The sequence below is a fragment of the Niabella ginsenosidivorans genome, assembly GCF_001654455.1.
In the GTDB taxonomy this organism is placed as follows: Bacteria; Bacteroidota; Bacteroidia; order Chitinophagales; family Chitinophagaceae; genus Niabella; species Niabella ginsenosidivorans.
The window spans coordinates 1957465-1978814 of the sequence record NZ_CP015772.1 but is presented as its reverse complement, the minus strand read 5'-3'; the positions used below and the strand labels follow the sequence as shown (position 1 = coordinate 1978814).

The following is a 21350-nucleotide window of genomic DNA, read 5'->3' as shown; positions in this document are numbered from 1 at the left end:
TCAAATTCCTTATTCCTTATTTTTCATTCCTTATCCTAAACCGCTACCGGCGCCTTAATACCCGGGTGAGACTGGTAGTTGACCAGTTCAAAATCCTCAAACTGAAATCCGAAGATGTCTTTTACATCCGGGTTGATCTTCATCTGGGGCAAAGGAAAAGGCGTGCGGGTCAATTGCAGCTTTACCTGTTCCAGGTGGTTGCTGTAAATATGCACATCGCCAAAGCTATGAATAAATTCCCCCGGCTCCAGGTCGCACACCCGGGCAATCATCATGGTCAGCAATGCATAGGAAGCTATATTGAACGGAACGCCCAGGAACACATCGGCGGAACGCTGATACAACTGGCAGCTTAAGCGGGGTTTTCCGGGGTGCCCTTTCGGAGCAGCAATGTAAAACTGGAACAATGCATGGCAGGGCATCAGCGCCATTTCTGAAAGCTCCCCTACATTCCAGGCGCTCACGATCAGCCGGCGGCTGTCCGGGTTTTTCCGGATCTGGTGGATCAGGTCGGAAATCTGGTCAATCACTTTCCCGTCCTTTCCTTCCCAACTGCGCCATTGTTTACCATACACGGGACCAAGATCGCCATTTTCATCTGCCCATTCATCCCATATACGCACCCCGTGCTCCTTCAGGTAACGGATATTCGTATCGCCTTTTAAAAACCAGAGCAGTTCATAGATAATACTTTTCAGATGCAGTTTTTTAGTGGTTACAATAGGGAACCCCTTTTGCAGGTCAAAGCGCATCTGGTAGCCAAAAGTGCTGATGGTACCGGTACCGGTACGGTCCGTTTTTTCAACCCCGTTATGGAGTATATGCTGAAGTAGATCCAGGTATTGTTGCATGCCCGCAAGATAATGATAATCGCAGCAATGCCGAAATCGGGCCGCCGCCCCTGTGCGCAACCTGTGAATTTATTCAGAAGCTATATCCCTGATCCCCGGCCATTTATAGGCATCCATCCATACAAGGAACGCATCCATCTGGCTGCGGTGATCCTGTATCCAGGCCTGGTTCATCACATTGCCGGAAGGCAGGAAGATCTGGTGGGCAAATGCCTCAGCATATTTTTGTTTGCTTAATGCCTTAAAGAAGGGCAGGTAAAATTTCCCGTAAAACCCATTATGACCTGTTTCCAGCGCCAGGTTACCGATCAGTCTTGAAAGCAGCAAAGCAAACCGGTCTGCCGGCAGCATATCCTTTGTTTCCGACAAAGAGGCGGCCGGTGAAAGGCTTGTTAGCAGTTCCAGCGATTGGAAATCATCATCTGCATGCCGGGCTTTCCTGTGCCTCTTTCCCAAAACATCTGCGGCAATATTGATACGGTAGCTGTTGGAGTCGGTCTGTTTTATTGAGCCTTCTACCACGGAACGAACGGTTGCCAGCACATCCGTAGCCCTGGGACTTCCGTTATCATAAAGCAGGTATACCATATAAGGCATTAAAGCTGCTATGCGGTTCTTTTTAAAGAATAATACCCTGCCCAGGGTATAGTGGGAAGAAGCATGCTGCGGGTTTTTCAACAGCGACATCTTCAGTGCCGCCAGGCCTTTATCCGTTTCGTTCATCCTTAAATAACAGATCGCCTTGTTATAATCCAGCATATTAAACCCGGGCACTTTCTTAATGCCTTCTTCGTACACTTTTATCGCTTTTTTCGGATCGCCTTCTTCATCTAATGCTGTTCCCCAGGTACTGTAGGCATTGCCGATCATGTTGCTGTCTGCCCGGTCATTTTTAATGATCCGCTGGCTGAGCTCTATAGCGTCCCGGAACTTTTTGCTCGCCATTAAGGAATAGGATTTTTCATACTGGGCTATTACAAAATCGGGCGCAAGTGCCAGCGCTTCATCATATTTTTTAATGGCAGCTTCATATTGCCCCTGGTCGTGCAGCTGTACCCCCTTCATTACCAGCTCCCGCAGCCGGGATGAGTCCTGGCCGGAAACAGCTCCGGTCGCGAGAAAAAATCCTGCCAGCAGCAACGCCTTTTTCATCATTCTGATTTGTAACAAAATTACAGATCAATTACGGATATTCTAAAGAGGGGCCTTCTAAATTGTTTGGAGCAGGTGGGGCCTGTGTCCCGGGGCAAGGAATGCCCGCACAGATCCGGTGGCAGTCAAAAGGAAAGGTCAAAACGTTCCGGCCGGTAAAACTTCCATCAAATGCCCCGGCAATTGCTTAAATTGCCGGTATGGACACTTCTTTGATTGATGAGCTGAACGATAAACCCTCCCGGAAAAAATTATTGTACCCGGTAAATGAGGAATTATCCGTGTACCTGAAGCACCAGGGCCGGGAGGTAAAGCTGCCCGTGTCTCATAAAGATCTCCTGAATTTTACATGGTCCATACCCATCAAGGATACCGATGGCAATTATACGCATTGGGAAAAAGCTATCTATGATAAGCGCGACTGGGATTTTTTAAAGGAAGGTCTTGTACAGATCTATGCCATCCTGAAAACGGAGGGGGATATGACCTTTGCCGACCAGCTGGATGTGGCGCGTATTGATTTCTGCAACTTTGGTAATTCGCTTCCCTTCCGCATCCGCATTATTAATAAGTTCAACGCCAATTTTGACCATTATTATATGAAGATCACGGATGCATCACGCATTTACGGCCTGGAAATGGAGCACATCCTCTCTCCCAACCGCATTACCTTTTATACAGATGGGGGAACACTGGTGGAGGAGCATATTCCCGGGCTGCCGGGCGATGTGTTCCTGGAGCATTACCTAGACCTCCCGGAGACCAATAAAACGCGCTTTGCAAAAGAGTTCGTAAAATTTAACGAACGTTGTTTTGTGCGTTTACTGGGCGATATGCGCAGCTATAATTTTGTGATTGTAAGCACCCCGGATATTGAAGGCTACCAGTACCGGATACGGGCTATTGATTTTGACCAGCAAAGCTATGAAGGCCGCAAAAACCTTTATATGCCCCAGTTTTTTAAGGAGAACAACCGTTTTGTGCAAACGGTACTGACCCACCTGAACAAAGAATCCATTGAACAGTACAAGGCGGAAGAGCGCTCTGCCATGGCGTTCCGGGTGGCTGCCGGCCGTTTCCGGCTGATGGAGCTGTTGAACATTATGTCCCGCGATACCATCGCCCCTATTGCCAAGCAAAAGCAACTGGCAGAACAATTGAACCAGCATAACCATACAGCCGCCTTCAACCGCTGTACTTCTATGGGACAGATCCTGAAACTGCATTTAAAATATATGCTGCGCGAAAACCTGAAACTGATACAGGAAAAAACAAAATCCCTCAAAAAACCCGTTTACCAGCCCGTACAAAGAAATATTGGAAAATAATCAACTTATTATAAAGATTAATGGATAATTTCTTCCGGATTAATTAACTTAGCGCCTCTTAAAACAAAAAATCAGTTATTTTAAAAACTTTTAGTAAATGAGTAAATACAGAGCAGGGGTTTTGTTTGGCAAAGAGCTGGAAGACCTCTACAATGACGCAAAAGACAATCAATTTGCATTACCTGCTGTTAACGTAGTAGGAACTGATAGCGTAAACGCTGTTTTAGAAACGGCAGCAAAAGTAAACTCCCCTGTTATGATCCAGTTCAGCAACGGCGGAGCGCAATTTTTTGCCGGCAAGGGCATGCCTAACGACAAATTACAGGCCAATATTTCCGGAGCCATCAGCGGCGCGCTGCATGTGCACACAGTAGCTCAATACTATGGGGTACCGGTAGTTTTACACACGGATCATGCTGCTAAAAAATGGTTACCCTGGATCAGTGCTTTAATTGATGCCGGTGAGCAGTACCACAAGGAAAAAGGACAGCCTTTATACAGCTCTCATATGCTGGACCTGAGCGAAGAGCCGATTGATGAGAACATTGCCACTTCTGTTGAATATTTCAAACGCATGGCACCGCTGGGTATGAGCATTGAAATTGAACTGGGCGTTACTGGTGGTGAAGAAGATGGCGTTGATAATACGGATGTAGATAACTCCAAACTGTATACCCAGCCGGAAGATGTGGCGCAGGCGTACGAAGCCTTAAGTAAAGTAGGCAACCTGTTTACCATTGCTGCTGCTTTTGGTAATGTGCATGGTGTTTACAAACCGGGCAACGTAGTGTTAACCCCAACCATCCTGGATAACAGTCAAAAATTCATTCAGCAAAAATTTGGTACCGCTTCTGACAAGCCGGTTTACTTTGTATTCCATGGTGGCAGCGGTTCTGAAAAAGCAAAGATCACAGAAGCCATCGGTTACGGGGCTATCAAAATGAACCTGGATACGGATATGCAATGGGCATTTGCCGAAGGCGTATTTGATTACTACAAAAAGAACGAAGCCTACCTGCAGGGCCAGTTAGGAAATCCTGAGGGGGAAGACAAACCCAACAAGAAATACTATGACCCGCGTGTATGGCTGCGTAAAGGAGAAGAGTCTTTTGTAAAACGCCTGGAAGAAGCTTTTACCGACTTAAACTGTATTGGCCGGAACGCATAAGCTGATACTCCTTATTTATAAAAGCTATTGCCGCCTCAAAAATAACTGAGGCGGCTTTTTTATATGTTCCTGCCGACTGGCGGAAATCATTATTCAGTACCGCTGTTTTACAGCATCGGATATTTGTGCATTTGTAGCAATAGGAACCTACGCAACTCCTGGTTATTCCGTAGCCCTGTTGAAGCGGGGCACATTCGTTTTTTCATTATTTTAGCAGTACAACTTTTACTAAAAATCTGCCATTATGAGATATCTGCTTTTATTGTTGCTGACCATTTTGTCTTGTTTGAATACGAAATCACAAAACCTTAGTTACTATTCCGGTGCTGCAATTGAGAATTTTGAAAAAAGCTACTTTGAACTGTTTCAGCAGGATGCGGAAAAGATCTATGCATTTCATTATACAAAGCCCGGTTATTATCTGGACATATTTGATAAAAGCAACCTGCTTCGCGAAGCGCATATTCCAATACCGCTTCCGCCAAGGGATTCCATAAAATTCGATTTTGAAAACCTTTTTATTCTTAAAGACCGGTTCCTGGTATTTTATTCTTATTTTAATAAGGCTGAACAAACGGCCAAGCTGGAAATGATTGCCTTTGATAAGGCAGGCGCGCGTACAGGAGCTATAAAGCTTATTGATGAACTACCCGGCATAACTGAAAGAAAAGCCGGCACTTTTGTTGTTTCAGATCTCTCCAGGGATGAGCAATTTCTATCGTACGGGTACAAAAAAGAGAAGGACAAATATTACCTGAACATTGACCACTTTGATTATTCGGGCAATAAATTAAAGTCTCAGGATTTTATTATTGATAATTCCCGCTACCTGGTGGCCTCTTTTCTGAATGATGAAACTATTTGCCGCTTTGAACAGGACAGCCGTAATGAAAATCATGCTAACCGGTTCCTAAGCTTTTACTCACCATCCTCCGGCAAACCCGAAATCATCAATGTCAATCCGCCTGAAGGAAGCGGGGTTCATTTAACCGGAAAATTCGGCTCTTATACAGATGAGAACGGCATTTTATACCTGCTATGTCCTTACACAACCAGCTTATTAGCCAGCAAGGCCAGAGGCGTTTATCTTGTTACTGCAGATTTAAAAAAACACCGGGTGATACGAAAAGTAACGATCCCTTTTAAAACGGAAGCAACAGACGATGCAGATGGCGCAGATTTTTCCTTAAAATCCTGCATCCTTACCAATATCATTCCCCTTAAAAGCGGGATGAGGGTCTTATTTGAAAGCAGGTTATTACTAACCACGTATGGAGCACCAACCAGTTATAACCTGGGAAATATTATTTCGGTTGACATTGATACAAATTCTCTGGTAACAGCAATTAACCTCGTTCATAAAAAACAGGTTACGAACCCGGCAAGGGTCAAATACATGGGCTTTACCACGCTCACCCATAATGATATCACCTATTGTATTTACAATGAATTGCCCGGAAACCTGGAACGTTCAGACAGTAAATTAAAAAATACAAGAGGAGCCAATGCAGATGAAACCATAGTAATAGCGGCTGCACTGACACCTGGCGGAGTTGAAAAAAGCAGGGTCATTGACAGGTCCGGTCAATCGGACATAGATGCCATCCTGCCCCGGAAGGTGCTCAAAGATTCTTTTAAAAAAGGAATTATTTATGTACTGCGCCAGAAAGATAAAGATGTGCTGCTGACGAAAATAGTGAAGGAATGACCTCTTTCTGATCAGGCATAAAAAAGCCGCTTTTTCGGAAAAGCGGCTTTATAATAAGATTGGGGGCTGTTTATAAACTTCCGTCCGTTTCTTTCGGCTCTCCGTTCTCATCCAGCACATATACTTTAACCGGAACAATTCCTTTATCCAGCGAAGCTATTTTCTGAAAAGCTGATTTGCTCAGATCCACCCGGCCTTTCAAACTGGGGGCCATACGATCATTTACGGTAACCGTTACTTTTTTACCGGTTGCTTTATTTACCACCAGCAGTTTAGTGCCCAGTTTGTAAATATTGGATGCCGCTGTTAATAAATGATCCCAGTAAGTTTCACCTGTTGCCGTTTTGCGGCCATTGAAACTTTTACTGTAAAAGGTTGCTTTTGCATTGGTTCCTCCACTTGTTTGAGAAAAGCCTGCCGTGGAGATGGCAATTGCGGTTACTAAGAGAATTATTGTCTTCATGTAACAGGTTTAAGTTAAACAATAGCTTCCAGGAATGTATTCCACTGGAAGTTTGGAACGCAGTTCCTTTACCGGAACTGTGAACTTTTTTAAAACAAGCCTCCCGGCCTGTTCTACTGAATTACACGAACTGATATTAGATCAGAAACGCAAAGAACAGCGCGAAGATAGTCTGAAATATCCTAACCGCCAAGAAAAAATAACTAACAATTGTTGATAATCCGTATTATTTAACAACCGGCTTTAACAATAACAGAAAGCTGAAATATCCTGTTTAAAACATATAGTTTATTTTAATGCCCTTATGATAAGACAATTGTATGCTGTATTTAAAAATAAAATAGATGCAGGTATATTATGAAGCTCTTTTAAATGTTAAAATAACGGCAACAGAAAATTAACGGGTAAATCAGTGTTTCTGGCGTGTTAGGTGCTTAAACCGGCTAAAGGTTTCCGGCTTGATGTTTAAATAGGAAGCCAGGTATTTTTGCGGTACCCGCTGTAAAATTTCCGGATTTTTTTCAATAAAGTTCAGGAAACGCTCCCTGGGTGTCTGGCGGATCAATGACAACTGCCATTTGTCCTTTAATACCATGGTATGCTCCGTTACCTTTCTGCCCAACCGCTCCAGGTTGTGGCTGGATGCAAAAACCTTTTCCAATGCATCATGCTGCAGGCTGATGACTACTGATGGTTCTATTGCATCAATAAAATATTCAGAAGGCGTTCTGGTATAAAATGATTCCTGACTGGAAATCAGGTGCCCTTCAATAGAAATCTGTACAATGATCTCTTCTTTGTCCTGCACATAATATTTTCTCAGCGTTCCTTTTTTAATGAAATTCATGTAATCCTCTATTTCCCCGGCCCGGGTGATCACTTCCCGTTTATGAAATGACCGTATCTGAAGCGCAGGCAGTACAATGGTTTTTACTTCTTCTGGTGTAAGAGAAACAAATTGTCTTAGAAAGGAAACAAAATCTTCGATATCATTCAGGTCCGGAGTCATACAGCAAAAATAGGAGAAAAAATGGCCATAATCTATCTGAAGCACTAATGTATTTACAAATATTCCACTAAACCATTAGATTTCTCCTGGATATTTTTTATTGTTTTCAGCCAGGAGGAACTTCTTATGAAATTTTTCATCCATCCTTTGTTATATTATGAATGAAAAATTTCATGTAAGTTTGCGACCATCACATTTTTTAAATAAACGAAAAAAAATTATGGCTCAGAAAATTAAAGTTGCCAACCCTGTTGTGGAACTGGATGGGGATGAAATGACCAGAATTATATGGAAATTCATTAAAGACAAATTGATCCTTCCTTATATTGATGTGGATATAAAGTATTTCGATTTAGGCATCGAGCACCGCGATGCAACCAATGACCAGGTTACAATTGACGCCGCAAATGCTATTAAGGAACATGGAGTGGGCATTAAGTGCGCAACGATCACTCCCGATGAAGCGCGCGTAAAAGAGTTCAATTTAAAACAAATGTGGAAAAGCCCTAATGGCACTATCCGCAATATCCTTGATGGCACTGTATTCCGTGAGCCGATCGTGATCAGCAACATACCACGGCTGGTGACCAACTGGACCGCTCCTATTATTGTGGGCCGGCATGCCTTCGGAGACCAGTACCGCGCTACAGATACGGTGATCAAAGGAAAAGGCAAACTGACCATGACTTTTACCCCGGAAGACGGAGGCGAGCCGCAGACCTTTGATGTATACAACTTCAAAGGCGACGGTGTGGCCATGACCATGTACAATACGGATGAAAGCATTAAAGGTTTTGCAAGAAGCTGTTTCAATATGGCGCTCAGCAAAAAATGGCCATTGTACCTTTCTACAAAAAATACCATCCTTAAGAAATATGACGGCCGCTTTAAAGATATTTTCCAGGAAATTTATGAAAATGAATTTAAGGCAGAATTTGAGAACGCGGGCATAACCTACGAACACCGGCTGATTGATGACATGGTGGCCAGCGCTTTAAAATGGAACGGCAATTTTGTTTGGGCCTGCAAAAACTATGACGGCGATGTGCAGAGCGATACTGTAGCCCAGGGCTTTGGTTCTTTAGGCCTGATGACTTCTGTGCTGGTAACCCCTGATGGTAAAACGCTGGAAGCCGAAGCAGCGCACGGAACCGTAACGCGCCATTACCGCGCCCATCAGCAAGGGAAGCCTACCAGCACCAACCCTATCGCAAGTATTTTTGCATGGACCAGGGGCCTGGCTTTTCGCGGAAAGCTGGATGGCAACCAGGAACTGATCGATTTTGCCAATAAGCTGGAAGCGGTTTGTATTGAAACCGTTGAGCAGGGCAAAATGACCAAAGACCTTGCGGTTTGCATCCACGGTAATAAAGTGGAGCATGGTAAAGATTATTTATATACCGAAGAATTCCTGGAGGCAATTGATGAGAACCTCCAGAAGAAATTAAATTAGCAGGTTCCGCAAACAATACGGGATAAAAAAATGCGCTGGCTGATCAGCGCATTTTTTATTGGATACATTGACAGATTGCCGGTTAATATTCTACTTTATAATCCTTTTTTACGGGCTGGCCGTTCCAGGCTTTTTTACTGGTCCAGTCTGCCGGTTCATCTGTCCAGAAGGCATTATCCGCAGGCAAACCCAATGGTAAAAAACCGAGCGTTGCCATATAAAGGCTGCCCGTTGAAGTATACACATCTGCCATCATTGGCTGATGCCCGTTAAAGCCCAGTACCAGCCATCCGTTGGCATCAAAATTCTGGTTACCGGCAAACATATTATAAAACACCCGCGTAAGCGCGCAGCGCACCTGCGCCGGCTGAATATGCTCCGGCAGTTTTTCCAGCAGGGCTACCTGCCCCAATGCCTGGAAAGCACCTGTACGGTAGGTAACAGAACGCCCGAACGCAGGATAGGTCCCATCCGGTGCAATGATCCGTTCCAGAAATTCTGCATGACGCACCATCCGTTTTAAAACCGTTTCATAATCTCCGGGAGACACATGCATTTTCCCGGGTCTTTTTTCTTCCAGCGTTTTTACAAGATCAGTCAGCATAGGATGGATCACATAGGAGTTATAGTAGTCCATACTAAAAAGATCGCCGTCCTTATACCAGCTGTCGCCGGCATACCATTCCTTCATTTTGTTTAAAGCAAAATCTACACGGGCCGGATCATAGTCCTCTCCTATATGTCTTAAAAACCCTTCCGTCAGGCCTGCAAAGACCAGCCAGTTATTATAGGCCCCGTTACGGTTGCGCAGCGATTTAAATGCACGGATATACCGTTGTTTGGTAACAGTGTCCAATGGTTCCCACAACGCCTTGGGCGCTCTTAAAAATGCATGTGCCAGGTAAGCTGCGTCCACTATAGGTTGCGCCTGTTTTTCAAAATTCAGATAATCCGGGTTCTGCGGATCTGCCGCATTTTTTAACCCCTGTAAAAATTCGGTGCGCATTTTGGCCCGCAACCTGCCTTCATCGGTATGATCATCCGGCAATGCCAGCCAGGGAGCAATACCAGCGGCAGTTCTTCCAACGGCTTCCAAATAGGTTACATCCTTTACCACTAAGTTATAATTGCTGCCCTGTTCCAGCGGCATATTTTTTTTCAATGTGCCCTGCGCCAGGTTGTGCACCACAGGATAGGCAATTTTATACAGGGTCTTTACCCAAAAAGCCCGGTCCTGCTGCCCCGTGGCCGGGCTCATTTTTTCCTGAATCCCAGGGTTGCTTTTTTGCGCCCTGATGCCCGGCAAACAGCCCGTTATTAAAGCTGTTGCAAGGATTATCTGTTTATATCCGGTCATTGTAAAGTTGTTTTAAAAAATTAAAATAGTTCAGGGAATTGCCGCTCCTGATTCTGTTTCTGAAGCAGTTTTAAAAGGTCCCTTGTTTTAACAAATGCAGGCTATAATAATACAATCCATTATTACAACGGAGATCCTGTAGTTAACAGCCTGTTATAGCGGGTCAATGCTTCCAGGAAATAGTAATCTGCATACACCAGGGGTACATCAATCTCAGTATGATGGGGTATACTGCCTACACTGTGCATCAGCAAAAAGTGACCGTTTGCTCCTATTGGGGCCCGGTAGGCAGGACTGCTTAATGCATTCAGCATAGCAATTGCCGTGTTGATGTATTGCGTTTTCCTGTCAGGTACATACATTGCCAGCTCCAGTAATGCCGATGCGGTAATGGCAGCAGCAGAAGCATCCCTGTAAAGGGTGTTGACCTTATTGGCATAGGATTTAATACCCGGTGCGTACCCTTTTTGCAGCGCATCAAAATCCCAGTAAGGGATCTTATCTTCAGGAAGCCGTTTATTATTGATAAAGAAATCAGCCATGCCTGTGGCTGTTTTCAGGAACCGGGGATCATGTGTTTCCCGGTATACCATGGTAAATCCGTAAACGCCCCAGGCCTGCCCCCGTGCCCAGGTAGAGTTATCTGCATATCCCTGTGCTGTTTCCCGTGCTTCCACTTTACCGGTAAGGGAATCATAGCATACCACATGGTAGTGGCTGTAGTCTTCCCGCACCTGGTTTTTCATTGCTGTTAGCGCATGGGCAGTGGCTATATGGCTGAAGCTGCTGTCACCAGTAACTTTTGAAGCAAAATATAGCAGCTCCAGGTTCATCATATTATCAATGATCACAGGATAAGAATACGTTTTATTGCCATGCCAGGACGCAAAACGGTTCCAGGACTTAATGGCGCCGGTAACCGGGTTAAACCGGGTGCTCAATGAACGGGCGGCCTGTACCAGAACGTTCTTGTAGGTTTCGTTACCGGTTATACGGTACGCATTCCCATAGCTGCAATACATCATAAACCCCAGGTCGTGATGCTGGGTAAAGGTTTGCAATGATTCCAGCTTTTCCGTCCACCGCACCGCTTCCTTTTCTATTGCAGCATTTCTGGAATATTCATACAGGTACCACAGGTTTCCCGGGAAAAAACCGGAAGTCCAGTCATACATATCCGTATTTACCGGTTTCCCGGTTTTATCAGTTGTACGGGGAAACTGGCCGCGGGCATGCTCCGTAGCCTGTAACATTCCTTTTAACTGGGTTACCGCATATTTAAAATTTTCATCCACCCATTTTTTTTCATCCGTCTTACAGGCAGTATCGCCTATCAGAGAAACGGCCAGGGCTATAAACAGAATAAGTTTTTTTTTCACACGTTTGTTTTAATAGTTATTAAACAGGGTAAAGACCTATAGCTGCGGTATGACGGCTATTTTAAGTTAATGCACTGGCTCATCTGAAACCGGGGTGCCTGTATTTATTATTGCTTTATAAAATCGATCGCATATTTTCCGTTTAAGGCAGGCTTTTTTACCCGCAGCACCAACCGGTATACCGTTTCGCCCCAAACCTTTGTAAGGCGCGGGTCCGTTACCGCAATGGGCTCTACAGACGGCTCCAACTGAGCGGGATCATATTGTATCAGCAAACCGGCCGTGCCCTTCTTAACCATTATATGGCCGGGCCTGGTAATGACCGGGCGGGCCCAGGTCATATAATGCAGAGCCGTGGTATCTTTTACCGTGCTCAGCTGAAAAGCATCTTCCAGGTGCAGCGTATTTTTAAGGAGCGTGTACGTGCGTTTCCATTCTTTAACCGCTGCCAGCGGACCATAAGCACCTGCCATATCCAAACCGAAGCGCTTTTGCGCAGCATCAAAAAACACGGATCTGGCCCTGTATTGACCACCAAACAACTGAGGCTGCCCGTTTATTACAGGCAGGTTGTGATAATTGCTTTGCATGGTCCATATGCTATACCGCTCATTGCTAAATGTTTGCCGGGTATAGGTTCCTACCCCCACATCAATAATAAAAGGAATGGCATCGATGTACAAATTGAACGAACCTATATCATTATGATTATGACTTTCATTATTATTGCCGGCCTTGCCTGCAAAGAAAATACCGCTGCCATTGTTCATATAGCAAAATTCCGTTTGCGGATACCAGGCATAAGGAGCCTGTATTAATACAGCCGGAGCCTGCTGCAGTTCTTTATATCCCTTTATTCCTTCAAGTACCCGGAACAGATCCCGGTCCACAGGCACATTTTCTTTATGCTCCTTACCGGCCAGTAACCTGCCGGCAAAGGATTGCATTTCCCGGCTGTTTACGGCTTTACCATAACGATAAATCAGGCCCGGATCGGAAGATTCTCTGGCTGAAGCATCTGCAAAATTGACCACCCAGCCGTTGCCTACATAGCTGCGGGCAATATATTCCCCCATGTTCCTGATCATCGGCTTGTCAAAAATGCTGATGCGCGCGCCGGAGGCATCAGATAACAACTGCAGGTAATCATATAGCTTGCCGGCGGCATGCCCCCAGTAAGAGGGCCCTTCTTCGCAGGCTCCATCCTCTTTTATATAATTCAAAAACTGGTCAACGCTGCGCATGGTCCGGTACACGGCTGCTGCCAGGGAATCCGGTTTGTTTTCCAGCAATAAAAAGCAGGTCAGCACATTGGCGTTGCACCAGGGGTTCCAGTTGTTCACCAACTGACCCGGTTTGTTTTCCAATGCCTGCCACCAGTAGTCGCTGCGCTGCATATAGGGTTCCAGAATGCGCTTCCGGATATTTTGCTGCACCCGTTGGGTGATCACGGGATTGATCTGATCCCAGTCGTCCTTAAAAAAATAAACCGCCCAGGAAAGCAGCGACCCCACATCGCCGGATACAAGGTCTATGATCTGTTCAGACGGGTCCGGCAGGTTCCGTTTTGATCTTTGAACGGGCAGGTGCGCGGATAAAGCCCAGGACTGCATATCGCAGAGCGCCCATACCCCGTTTACAACCTGGTCCATAAACCGGCCCTTTCCCTCGGCAAGCTCTGCAATCATTAACCGGGCAAGTGCATTTATATTTGCATTATACGGCTGTTCCATAATCACCCGGCTACCGCTGCGCTCATACTCCAGGTAATCTGTCGCTTTTATTACCTGCCATTGATAATCCAGCAGTTTTTCGCCCTGCCGGATCAATTGATCTGTAAGCGCGCCTGTCATCTGTGCCCAGCCATTCCTGTTGTGATAGGCCGGGTAAGGCACCCATTCATTTAAAGGCAATAGCCGTTCTTTTACCTGCTGAACCGATGCCTGCTGTTGCAGCAGGTTACGGGGAGTGGGTAGTGTTACAGAACGCTCCCTTTTATCAATAGCAAAAAAAGAGGCATCGTTTTTTTTACTTGTTTTTTTTATCAGCCCATTAAGTACTGAGTTTGTAAAATTGTCCTTTTCAGATGCACGGGGCCGGTTGTTTTTATTCGCCTTTGTCACCACGCAGGGAATCAGTGCGGCTGTTAAAAGCACTACCGTCAAAATATTCTTTTTATGCATTCTTAAATATACAAATTGCGCTATTTAAAAAATGAGTTCTTTCCTGTTTTTGTGAAGCGGATATTGCTCATTGGCTTTTTGGGAACTAATTCATCCCGAAATAAAACAAAGTATTCAATTATAATTTTCCAAAAGGCCGGATGCCTGTGAACAAAAGATTGACTGATTAAGGCTGCTTCTGTTTTTTACCCAATGAACTGCCAGCACCGGATCTAACAGTATGTTGAAAAGCGCCCACATCCGGATTGTCTTCGGGAAGGTGATTTCCGGAAAAATCGGTTCCTCCATTGTTCCTGATAAAAATACCGGCATTACGGCAAGGTGATCCGGAACGCAGAATATACCCACCGGCTGCCTCAAAACCCGGACCGGATCCGGGGTTTACAAATAGCGGATTATCGTAAAAATTATTACTGCGCACAGAAGTGCCCCAATTGAGCAGTGAGAAAACGGCAGCAGGATAAAAACAATTATTACTGAACCGGGCTCTTGCATCCGGCGTTACACTGGCCAGCCTGCTTATAGCAGCTTCTGTATAAAAAATATTATTTGCAAAGAGCGCGCCTGTACCTTCCCAGAATAACATATTCACCGGGTTTTTTATATAAAACACATTGTTATAAACAAAGCGATCTTTGTTGGGACTATTTTGAATAAGAAAAAGTTTTTTCCGACCGGTTTTGCCTACATCATTCACACTAACATTATACCTTACAATAATGTTATTAGAGTGATTCATAAACAGGAAAAACCCACCGTTATTATCATGGGAATAATTATATTCAAAAATATCGCCTTCGGTGGCAGAAGGTTCATCCCATCCGTCGGCATCAAACGCCATACCGTCATTTGGACCACCCCCTTTCATTCCGTATACCTCATTATGAGAAATGATCGTGTTACTGCTGCCCACTGTCCAGATACCGGCAAAGTTAATATCATTGGTCATACAAGCATTATAAACCGTATTATGGGTAACCCTGCTGCCGCTACTTACCTGTGCCATAACAATACCATCTCCATAGATATTTTCGATGAAATTATTATCAAATACAATATTTTTCAACCTGCTTTCCCTATCGGAAAAACCTGTGGTGCGTAATCCCTCTACAGAGCAGTTCGCAATATGACAGTTTTGAACCAATACATCCTTTACTTTGCCATTAATAATGATTCCTCCTGTTCCTTTCACATAATTGGATTGCCTGGCAGTTGCCGCATTTACATCATGTACATAACAGTTTTTAATAGTAATATTTGTGAAAAAAGAATCCGGCCGATCGCCACCGTTTACCCGGATCCCGGTAGCAGCGTATGTAACACGCTCAGGCACTTTATTGGTTATTTCCAGGTTGTTCACCTCCCAATAGGAAACCTTGTTTAAAAGCAATGTACTGGATCCGTTTGTTTTACCTCCGCCATTGATGACCGGCCGTATAGTACCGCCGTATTTATCAATAATAATCAGCGCACCTGCCTTGCCGGAGCCTTTGGGATACAGGGGCTCATTCCATACGCCTCCGCTTTTTAACAAAATGCGGTCTCCGGGTAAAAAGATTACGGAATTTACTTTGGACAATGTTTTCCATGCGGCCGAAGCGCTGGTCCCTTTGTTGTTGTCGTTTCCATCAGGATCTACATAATAGGTAACAGGGTGAAGGGAGCTATGGTTGCCAGCAGGATTCTTTTTCAGGCCGGCTGTCTTTCCGGAGGGATTGCAGTTTGAAAAGCAAGCCCCTACAACAAAAAACAGCAACTGGATCTTTTTCATGTTTAAAAATTTTGTAAAGAAACGCCAGTTCGGTGTAACTGTTAATTCCCGGCCGGCGTTTTAAATAAAAGGAGGCACTGCACAAGCCCTCTACCTTGCCGGAGACGGCTGCGCGGACCTCCTTATAAAAATATCAAGCTATGCGGCCGGTCACTTCCCGAAACAATTTTAATACACCCATCCCGGAGTAGGCTTCAGGTTATGGTTTAGTTCTATTTCTGCTTTTGGAACCGGCCATGTGTACCACTGGTCGCCAATCCATTCGTATGTAGTACCACCTGTACTTTCTGTACCTCCCCAGGCGTGCTGGGCTACCTTCTGATCAAACTTAGTTTGCTTCAGGGTTTTCCAGCGCATTTCGTCAAAGAAATTTACTCCCTCACCCATCAGCTCCCGGCGGCGTTCATCCCGAACATAATTACGCGCTGTATTCTGATCAGCAAATGAAGCAGCCATTGTAGGCATACCTACGCGATCTCTTACCTGTTTTACTTTAGCCATCGCTCCGCTGAGATCATTCATTTCAACAAGCGCCTCTGCCCACATCAATAACACATCTGCGTACCGAATGATCGGCTCATCAACCGGATTTTGCTCCCGGCGTTGATATTCCAAACCCTCTCCAATAAATTTACGGTGGATGTATTTGAATTCTGCCTGGGCATTGCAACTGCCGGATGTATAATAGGTGCCCGGCAAACTGCTGTTTAAATTTGGCTCTGCACCGGACTGGTCAACATAATACTTTCCGGTAACAGGAAACCGGTAGGTATACATTCCTTCCGCAGTAGAATTGCTGTTTACACCTTCAAAATTAGCATACGGGGTAACCACATTATAAGCCAGACGGGGATCTCTATGTTCATAGGCAGTTTTAAGGCGGGCTTCGTTTCCTTCAGGCAGATACAAAGCTTTAACTGAAGCATCCAATTTGCTCAGTTCCGTATTTATTGCTGTTGTTATTGTAGCATGCACATCAGCTCCATTTACTTTTTGATCACGAATGAAAAATACTTTTCTATTGGCAGTGCCCAGGGTACTGACAGCATCCCATTGAGGGAGGTAATCAGACCAGTTGAAGGGCTTTACGGTATTGGCATCAACAACCTCTTCATAAAGATTTACCAATGCCGGTGTTACCTGTAAATCGGTCCAGCAGCCACGGCTGTCCAGTGCTCCCTGCTGAAATGCCCCGCAATACTTTTGTATTGCAGTACCATAACCTGTTGGGTCTTCTATATACTGCACGCTCAATATCATTTCCTGGCAACGTTCGTTTGCTACTTTAAATAATTGTTTGTAATCAGGATACAAGCTGTAGCCACTCTCTCCTACTTTGGCGAAGTCTGCAGCTGCTTTCTCATATTGTTTTGTAAGTAAATATACCCTTCCCCTTAATGCATAAGCAGCGCCCTTGCTCGCACGGCCTTCTCCCTGGATCTGGTTATCGGGCAGATTCGGTTCATTGATCGCATCTGTAAGATCCTGGGTAACCAATGCCCAAACATCCGATTCGGGGCTTTGTCCTTTGTTAGCTTCTGACGGATCGATGGGTTCTGTATAAATGGGCACTCCTAACCCATCCCTTCCATATAGCTCATTCAGGCGCATATAGAAAAATGCACGGAGCACCTTACATTCCGCTACAAGGCGTTTTTTCTTTTCTTCATTCATGGGGGCATCCGGAATGTGTACAATGGCATCATTGGCACGGTGGATGCCATCATAAAACCATTTCCATTGAAAAGAAAAGTAAGAATTACTTGGATTTACAGCGCTCGAAAAAAGGTTATTTAAATTATACTCTCCCTGCCCGGTCATGCCAAAAGCTTCATAGCCATAATAGCCGATATTTGTGCTGGCTCCAATAAGACCGGCACTTTGCACCGGGCGCTGCAGTGAATAATAAACGCCTATCACCCCCTGATCGACCAGGCTTTCTGTGGTCCACATGGTTCCTGCAGAGATCTTATCATTGGGCACTGTGTCCAATATCTTGTTACATGCAGGCAGCGTACCTAACATACAAGCTATTGCAAACGGATATATTATCTTTTTCATATTACGTTTTGTTAGATTATTTAAAAAGTAAGTGATAAACCGGCCGAAAATAGTTTTGCTATCGGGTAAACGATGATAGAGCTGCCTAATTCCGGATCGACCCCTTCAAAATTTTTGTTTTTGATGGTTAACAGGTTTTCTCCCGATATAAAAACACGCAAGTCATTGATCTTTGCCCGGCTCATCCAACTTTTAGGAAAAGTATATCCAACCTGTAGTGACTTCAGTTTTAAATAAGACGAGTTATATAAGTAAAAGGTATTGGAGGTCATGATAGAACTTGAAGATAATAAGCGGGGAAACTTGGCATTAATATTCGCATTCGGATCGGTGGCGGGGTCGTAATTATCATAATCCGTATTTGCTTTTACCGCATCATAAAAGTAATATTTGGTCCAGGCATCAGCAGGAATTCCGTCTCCTGTATTTGCCAAAATAGAACCGTTGGCTCCCCGCTCATTAATATAATGGTATGATCCTACGCGTCCGGCCCAAAGTATATTAAGGTCAAAGCCTCTCCAGGCTGCCGTCATATTTAAACCAAACGTAAATTTCGGGGTGGCTGACTTCCCTGTAAACTCGCGGTCATCATCATTCCCATATTTTCCATCGCCATTAACATCGGCCATGATCATTTGACCGTACCAGATATTAGCAGCGCCGGGTCCTACGGTGTTATTATTGAAAGAATATCCTGCCGCAATCATAGATTTTACCCATTCCAGATCTGCTTTCGTGCGTATCATTCCATCTTTAGGCCCGCCGTTCGGATTCACTGATCCATCAGCATTCAAATACGTTCCGTTTCCTGAGTAAGGCCTGCGCAAAAACCATTCATCGATCATGTGGCCTTCCACACGACGGGTATCTCCACCGGTAGAAACATCAGCCAGGTTGGTATAACGCCAGGTAGGATTGCCCCAGGTATCAGGAGTGGAGGGATCCTGCTCATATCTTAACGCGCCTTTAAAATTGGTAATCTTATTATCATTATAGTTCACATTACCGCTGATTCCGTACTTGAACTCGCCTACGTTGTCGTTCCAGCCCAAAGTCAGCTCTACCCCTTTATTTCCCAGGGATGCTGTATTGGACATAGGCGCGCTGATATTGCCCATTGTAAGATAAATGATGGCCGGAGTAAGAATATCTGAAGTGTGCCGGTAATAAAAATCCAGCTCTGTATTCAACCGTTGCTTTAAGAATCTGGCTTCCAGGCCCAGGTTGTAAGTCGTTAGCTTTTCCCAGGATAAAGCCAGGTTTTGAATGGTTTGCTGTATCACTCCGTTTGCCACCTGCTCATTAAATACGTTATTTACTTTCTGATATAAGGTCTGCCAGTCGTAATTACCGCTTACAGTATTTCCCAATGTGCCATAAGAGGCCCTCAGTTTTAAATAATTAACAGCATTCGATGCAAAAAACGGTTCATTGCTGATCACCCAGCCGGCAGAAAATGAAGGAAACAAACCCGAGCGATGGCCCGGAGCAAATTTAGAGGAAGCATCGGAACGGAAGTTGGCTTCAAACAAATATTTCCTGTCGTATGCATAATTTGCCCGGCCAAAATAAGACAGCATCGCATACTCTTCTTTTGCAGAGCCTCCTATTGACTCCATATTGGCACCAGAAGTAATATCCGTAATGTTCCAATCCAGTAACCCTTTTTTAGTTGCACTGAACCCACTATTCTCTGACTGATACTGTTCATAGCCCAACAATCCGCTTACATCATGCTTTCCAAAGGAATGTGAATACCGCAGCAACAGATCTGCTGTATAGCTGTATGATTTATAAGAATACCGATACGTAGTTGCCTGGTCTAAATTACCAATTCCTTCTTTAGGAGTATCAAAGCTTTCCCGGAAACTATACCTCGGCAGATTTTGAGAATAATTTTCGTCTTCGCGCATATATTCGCTGTAATTAAACCGCGCTTCAGCAACAATTCCTCGCCAAAGATCTGCGTTCGCATACCAGGACGTGTTGATCCGGGTAAAGTTGTTCATTCCCCCGTTAGAAGCCACGCCCTGAAGAATATTATCTTTTTGCGTGGTATTTGGGTCTTCACTGGCTCCATACTTACCATCATAAATAGGCGTCATTCCCGGGAAAGCCTGGAGCAAATAGGTCATTGATGTACTACCGGGTTGTTTAAATTCTTTAGTGGCATAGGTTTGGGTTCCAAAATTGATGAGGTTGGCAATCTTTGTCTCAAGATTTATACGCATATTATAACGTTGCATGCCGGTATTCTTTAATGTACCGGGATTGTTCTGATATCCAAGCGACATCAGATAAGTTGAGTTTTTGCTACCGCCGGAAACAGCAGCGCCGTATCGCTGATAATATTCAGGTTGAAAAAGGATCTGTGCCCAGTCTGTATTTGGAAATGCCAGCCAGTTAGGGATCGTTTGCCCGGTTATCGGATTGGTATATGTGCCATTGGGATCAGCATTCGCCGCGCGCCATTCATCAATAGTAGCATAGGCATAATCCGGTGAAGTAGCTGTTGGGTTTGCATTCAGCTTGGCTATATTATGCAGCTCCATCCAATCAGCAGTACTCGACATAAATTTAAGGTCGGTAACCGGCTTTTCGCGGGCAAACAGGCTGGTGAAAGTTACTTTAGGCGCCTGGTTCTTTCTTCCTTTTTTGGTAGTTACCAAAATAACACCATTAGCAGCTCTGGACCCGTAAATAGCAGCTGAAGATGCATCTTTCAAAATAGAAATGCTTTCTATATCATCCGTATTTAAGGGCACCATATCCGCTACTACTCCATCCACTAAAATCAAGGGATCACTATTGTTAAACGATCCGGTACCGCGTATTCGTATAGACACGCTTTCACTGCCGGGGTTTCCATTTCCCTGGGTTACCCGAACCCCGGGAGCAGTACCACCTAAAGCAGCCGCCAGGTTCATGATCGGGCGGTTGGTTAACTTATCTGCACCTACAGTTGATACCGAACCGGTCAGATTCACTTTTTTCTGGGTGCCGTATCCTACAACTACCACGTCTTCCAGTGATCCGGGTGCCGTTTTCAGGGAAATCGTAAGGCTGTTCCGGTCTGTAATGATTGCTTCCTGAGCTTCGTATCCGACAGCAGATATCACCAATGTGGTTCCCTGGTTTGCATTGATAATGAATTTTCCTTTCTCATCTGTTGTTGTTCCTGTTATTGTATTTTTAATAACAACAGAGGCCCCTGGTATGGGCTTTCCCTGATCATCAGTTACCAAGCCTTCGACCCTGTTGTTTTGGGCCGATACAAAAACAGGAAGTAAAAAAATAAATAGTAACAGGGAACAACACCCTGCCCTGTTCCAAACAGGAATCTTTTTTTGAAATAGCATAGCGGTCTTTTTTTTTGAAGTACAATTATTAATTTGGTACGAGTTGCAAGCTTTATAAAATGGGCAGCCTTACAATTTCAGGAAGCAATATGCTATCATCTTCATCCC

14 protein-coding genes are annotated in these 21350 nt (G+C 44.6%); 4 read left to right on the top strand and 10 right to left on the bottom strand.

The features are described from left to right. Positions 1–35: 35 nt before the first annotated feature. Together A8C56_RS08275 and A8C56_RS08270 are read right to left on the bottom strand one after the other, a co-directional pair. Positions 36–851, bottom strand: a complete 816-nt coding sequence (locus tag A8C56_RS08275) for a thymidylate synthase (RefSeq protein WP_067754401.1) — start codon at positions 849–851, stop codon at positions 36–38. A 69-nt stretch (positions 852–920) separates the two neighbouring features. Continuing rightward, positions 921–2006, bottom strand: a complete 1086-nt coding sequence (locus tag A8C56_RS08270) for a tetratricopeptide repeat protein (protein WP_084490107.1) — start codon at positions 2004–2006, stop codon at positions 921–923. Between the two features lie 197 nt (positions 2007–2203). On the opposite strand from A8C56_RS08270, the gene A8C56_RS08265 reads away from it, so the two are divergent. The 3 genes from A8C56_RS08265 (at position 2204) to A8C56_RS08255 (ending at position 6207) form a co-directional block, all read left to right on the top strand. Continuing rightward, positions 2204–3331, top strand: a complete 1128-nt coding sequence (locus A8C56_RS08265; protein ID WP_067754395.1) for a hypothetical protein — start codon at positions 2204–2206, stop codon at positions 3329–3331. A 97-nt stretch (positions 3332–3428) separates the two neighbouring features. Beyond that, positions 3429–4499, top strand: coding sequence for a class II fructose-bisphosphate aldolase (gene fbaA, locus A8C56_RS08260; protein ID WP_067754392.1), 1071 nt, complete (start codon positions 3429–3431; stop codon positions 4497–4499). A 244-nt stretch (positions 4500–4743) separates the two neighbouring features. Next, positions 4744–6207, top strand: a complete 1464-nt coding sequence (locus A8C56_RS08255) for a hypothetical protein (RefSeq protein WP_067754389.1) — start codon at positions 4744–4746, stop codon at positions 6205–6207. A gap of 70 nt (positions 6208–6277) precedes the next feature. Here A8C56_RS08255 and A8C56_RS08250 read toward each other — a convergent pair whose 3' ends face one another. Both A8C56_RS08250 and A8C56_RS08240 read right to left on the bottom strand, forming a co-directional pair. Next, on the bottom strand, positions 6278–6670 hold the full coding sequence (locus A8C56_RS08250) for a septal ring lytic transglycosylase RlpA family protein (RefSeq protein WP_067754385.1): 393 nt from the start codon (positions 6668–6670) through the stop codon (positions 6278–6280). Positions 6671–7079: 409 nt separating this feature from the next. Then, entirely contained in the window at positions 7080–7679 is a 600-nt protein-coding gene (locus A8C56_RS08240; RefSeq protein ID WP_067754381.1) for a Crp/Fnr family transcriptional regulator, read from the bottom strand. Positions 7680–7899: 220 nt separating this feature from the next. Here A8C56_RS08240 and A8C56_RS08235 point away from each other — a divergent pair, with 220 nt between their 5' ends. After that, entirely contained in the window at positions 7900–9132 is a 1233-nt protein-coding gene (locus A8C56_RS08235) for an isocitrate dehydrogenase (NADP(+)) (protein WP_067754379.1), read from the top strand. An 82-nt stretch (positions 9133–9214) separates the two neighbouring features. Here the strand turns inward: A8C56_RS08235 and A8C56_RS08230 are convergent, their stop codons facing one another. The 6 genes from A8C56_RS08230 to A8C56_RS08205 all read right to left on the bottom strand — a co-directional run bounded on the left by A8C56_RS08230 (position 9215) and on the right by A8C56_RS08205 (position 21242). Next, positions 9215–10489 (bottom strand): DUF2264 domain-containing protein, encoded by a 1275-nt coding sequence (locus A8C56_RS08230; protein ID WP_067754376.1) that lies wholly within the window; start codon positions 10487–10489, stop codon positions 9215–9217. Between the two features lie 122 nt (positions 10490–10611). Further along, positions 10612–11868, bottom strand: a complete 1257-nt coding sequence (locus A8C56_RS08225; protein ID WP_067754373.1) for a glycoside hydrolase family 88 protein — start codon at positions 11866–11868, stop codon at positions 10612–10614. Between the two features lie 107 nt (positions 11869–11975). After that, complete coding sequence (locus tag A8C56_RS08220) at positions 11976–14024, bottom strand: heparinase II/III domain-containing protein (RefSeq protein ID WP_245645891.1); 2049 nt, start codon at positions 14022–14024, stop codon at positions 11976–11978. Between the two features lie 193 nt (positions 14025–14217). After that, complete coding sequence (locus tag A8C56_RS08215; protein WP_067754370.1) at positions 14218–15822, bottom strand: right-handed parallel beta-helix repeat-containing protein; 1605 nt, start codon at positions 15820–15822, stop codon at positions 14218–14220. A gap of 168 nt (positions 15823–15990) precedes the next feature. Then, complete coding sequence (locus A8C56_RS08210; protein ID WP_067754367.1) at positions 15991–17883, bottom strand: RagB/SusD family nutrient uptake outer membrane protein; 1893 nt, start codon at positions 17881–17883, stop codon at positions 15991–15993. A gap of 20 nt (positions 17884–17903) precedes the next feature. Then, the gene (locus A8C56_RS08205; protein ID WP_084490105.1) at positions 17904–21242 is read right to left on the bottom strand and encodes a SusC/RagA family TonB-linked outer membrane protein; all 3339 of its coding nucleotides are present in this window, start codon (positions 21240–21242) and stop codon (positions 17904–17906) included. Positions 21243–21350 lie beyond the last annotated feature (108 nt).

Excerpts from the sequence above, each read along its gene's own strand:
- A8C56_RS08230 (WP_067754376.1), bottom strand. The coding sequence starts at position 10,489 with ATGACCGGATATAAACAGATAATCCTTGCAACAGCTTTAATAACGGGC.
- A8C56_RS08205 (WP_084490105.1), bottom strand. The coding sequence starts at position 21,242 with ATGCTATTTCAAAAAAAGATTCCTGTTTGGAACAGGGCAGGGTGTTGT.
- A8C56_RS08250 (WP_067754385.1), bottom strand. The coding sequence starts at position 6,670 with ATGAAGACAATAATTCTCTTAGTAACCGCAATTGCCATCTCCACGGCA.
- fbaA (WP_067754392.1), top strand. The coding sequence starts at position 3,429 with ATGAGTAAATACAGAGCAGGGGTTTTGTTTGGCAAAGAGCTGGAAGAC.
- A8C56_RS08270 (WP_084490107.1), bottom strand. The coding sequence starts at position 2,006 with ATGATGAAAAAGGCGTTGCTGCTGGCAGGATTTTTTCTCGCGACCGGA.
- A8C56_RS08240 (WP_067754381.1), bottom strand. The coding sequence starts at position 7,679 with ATGACTCCGGACCTGAATGATATCGAAGATTTTGTTTCCTTTCTAAGA.
- A8C56_RS08215 (WP_067754370.1), bottom strand. The coding sequence starts at position 15,822 with ATGAAAAAGATCCAGTTGCTGTTTTTTGTTGTAGGGGCTTGCTTTTCA.
- A8C56_RS08210 (WP_067754367.1), bottom strand. The coding sequence starts at position 17,883 with ATGAAAAAGATAATATATCCGTTTGCAATAGCTTGTATGTTAGGTACG.
- A8C56_RS08275 (WP_067754401.1), bottom strand. The coding sequence starts at position 851 with ATGCAACAATACCTGGATCTACTTCAGCATATACTCCATAACGGGGTT.
- A8C56_RS08265 (WP_067754395.1), top strand. The coding sequence starts at position 2,204 with ATGGACACTTCTTTGATTGATGAGCTGAACGATAAACCCTCCCGGAAA.
- A8C56_RS08255 (WP_067754389.1), top strand. The coding sequence starts at position 4,744 with ATGAGATATCTGCTTTTATTGTTGCTGACCATTTTGTCTTGTTTGAAT.
- A8C56_RS08235 (WP_067754379.1), top strand. The coding sequence starts at position 7,900 with ATGGCTCAGAAAATTAAAGTTGCCAACCCTGTTGTGGAACTGGATGGG.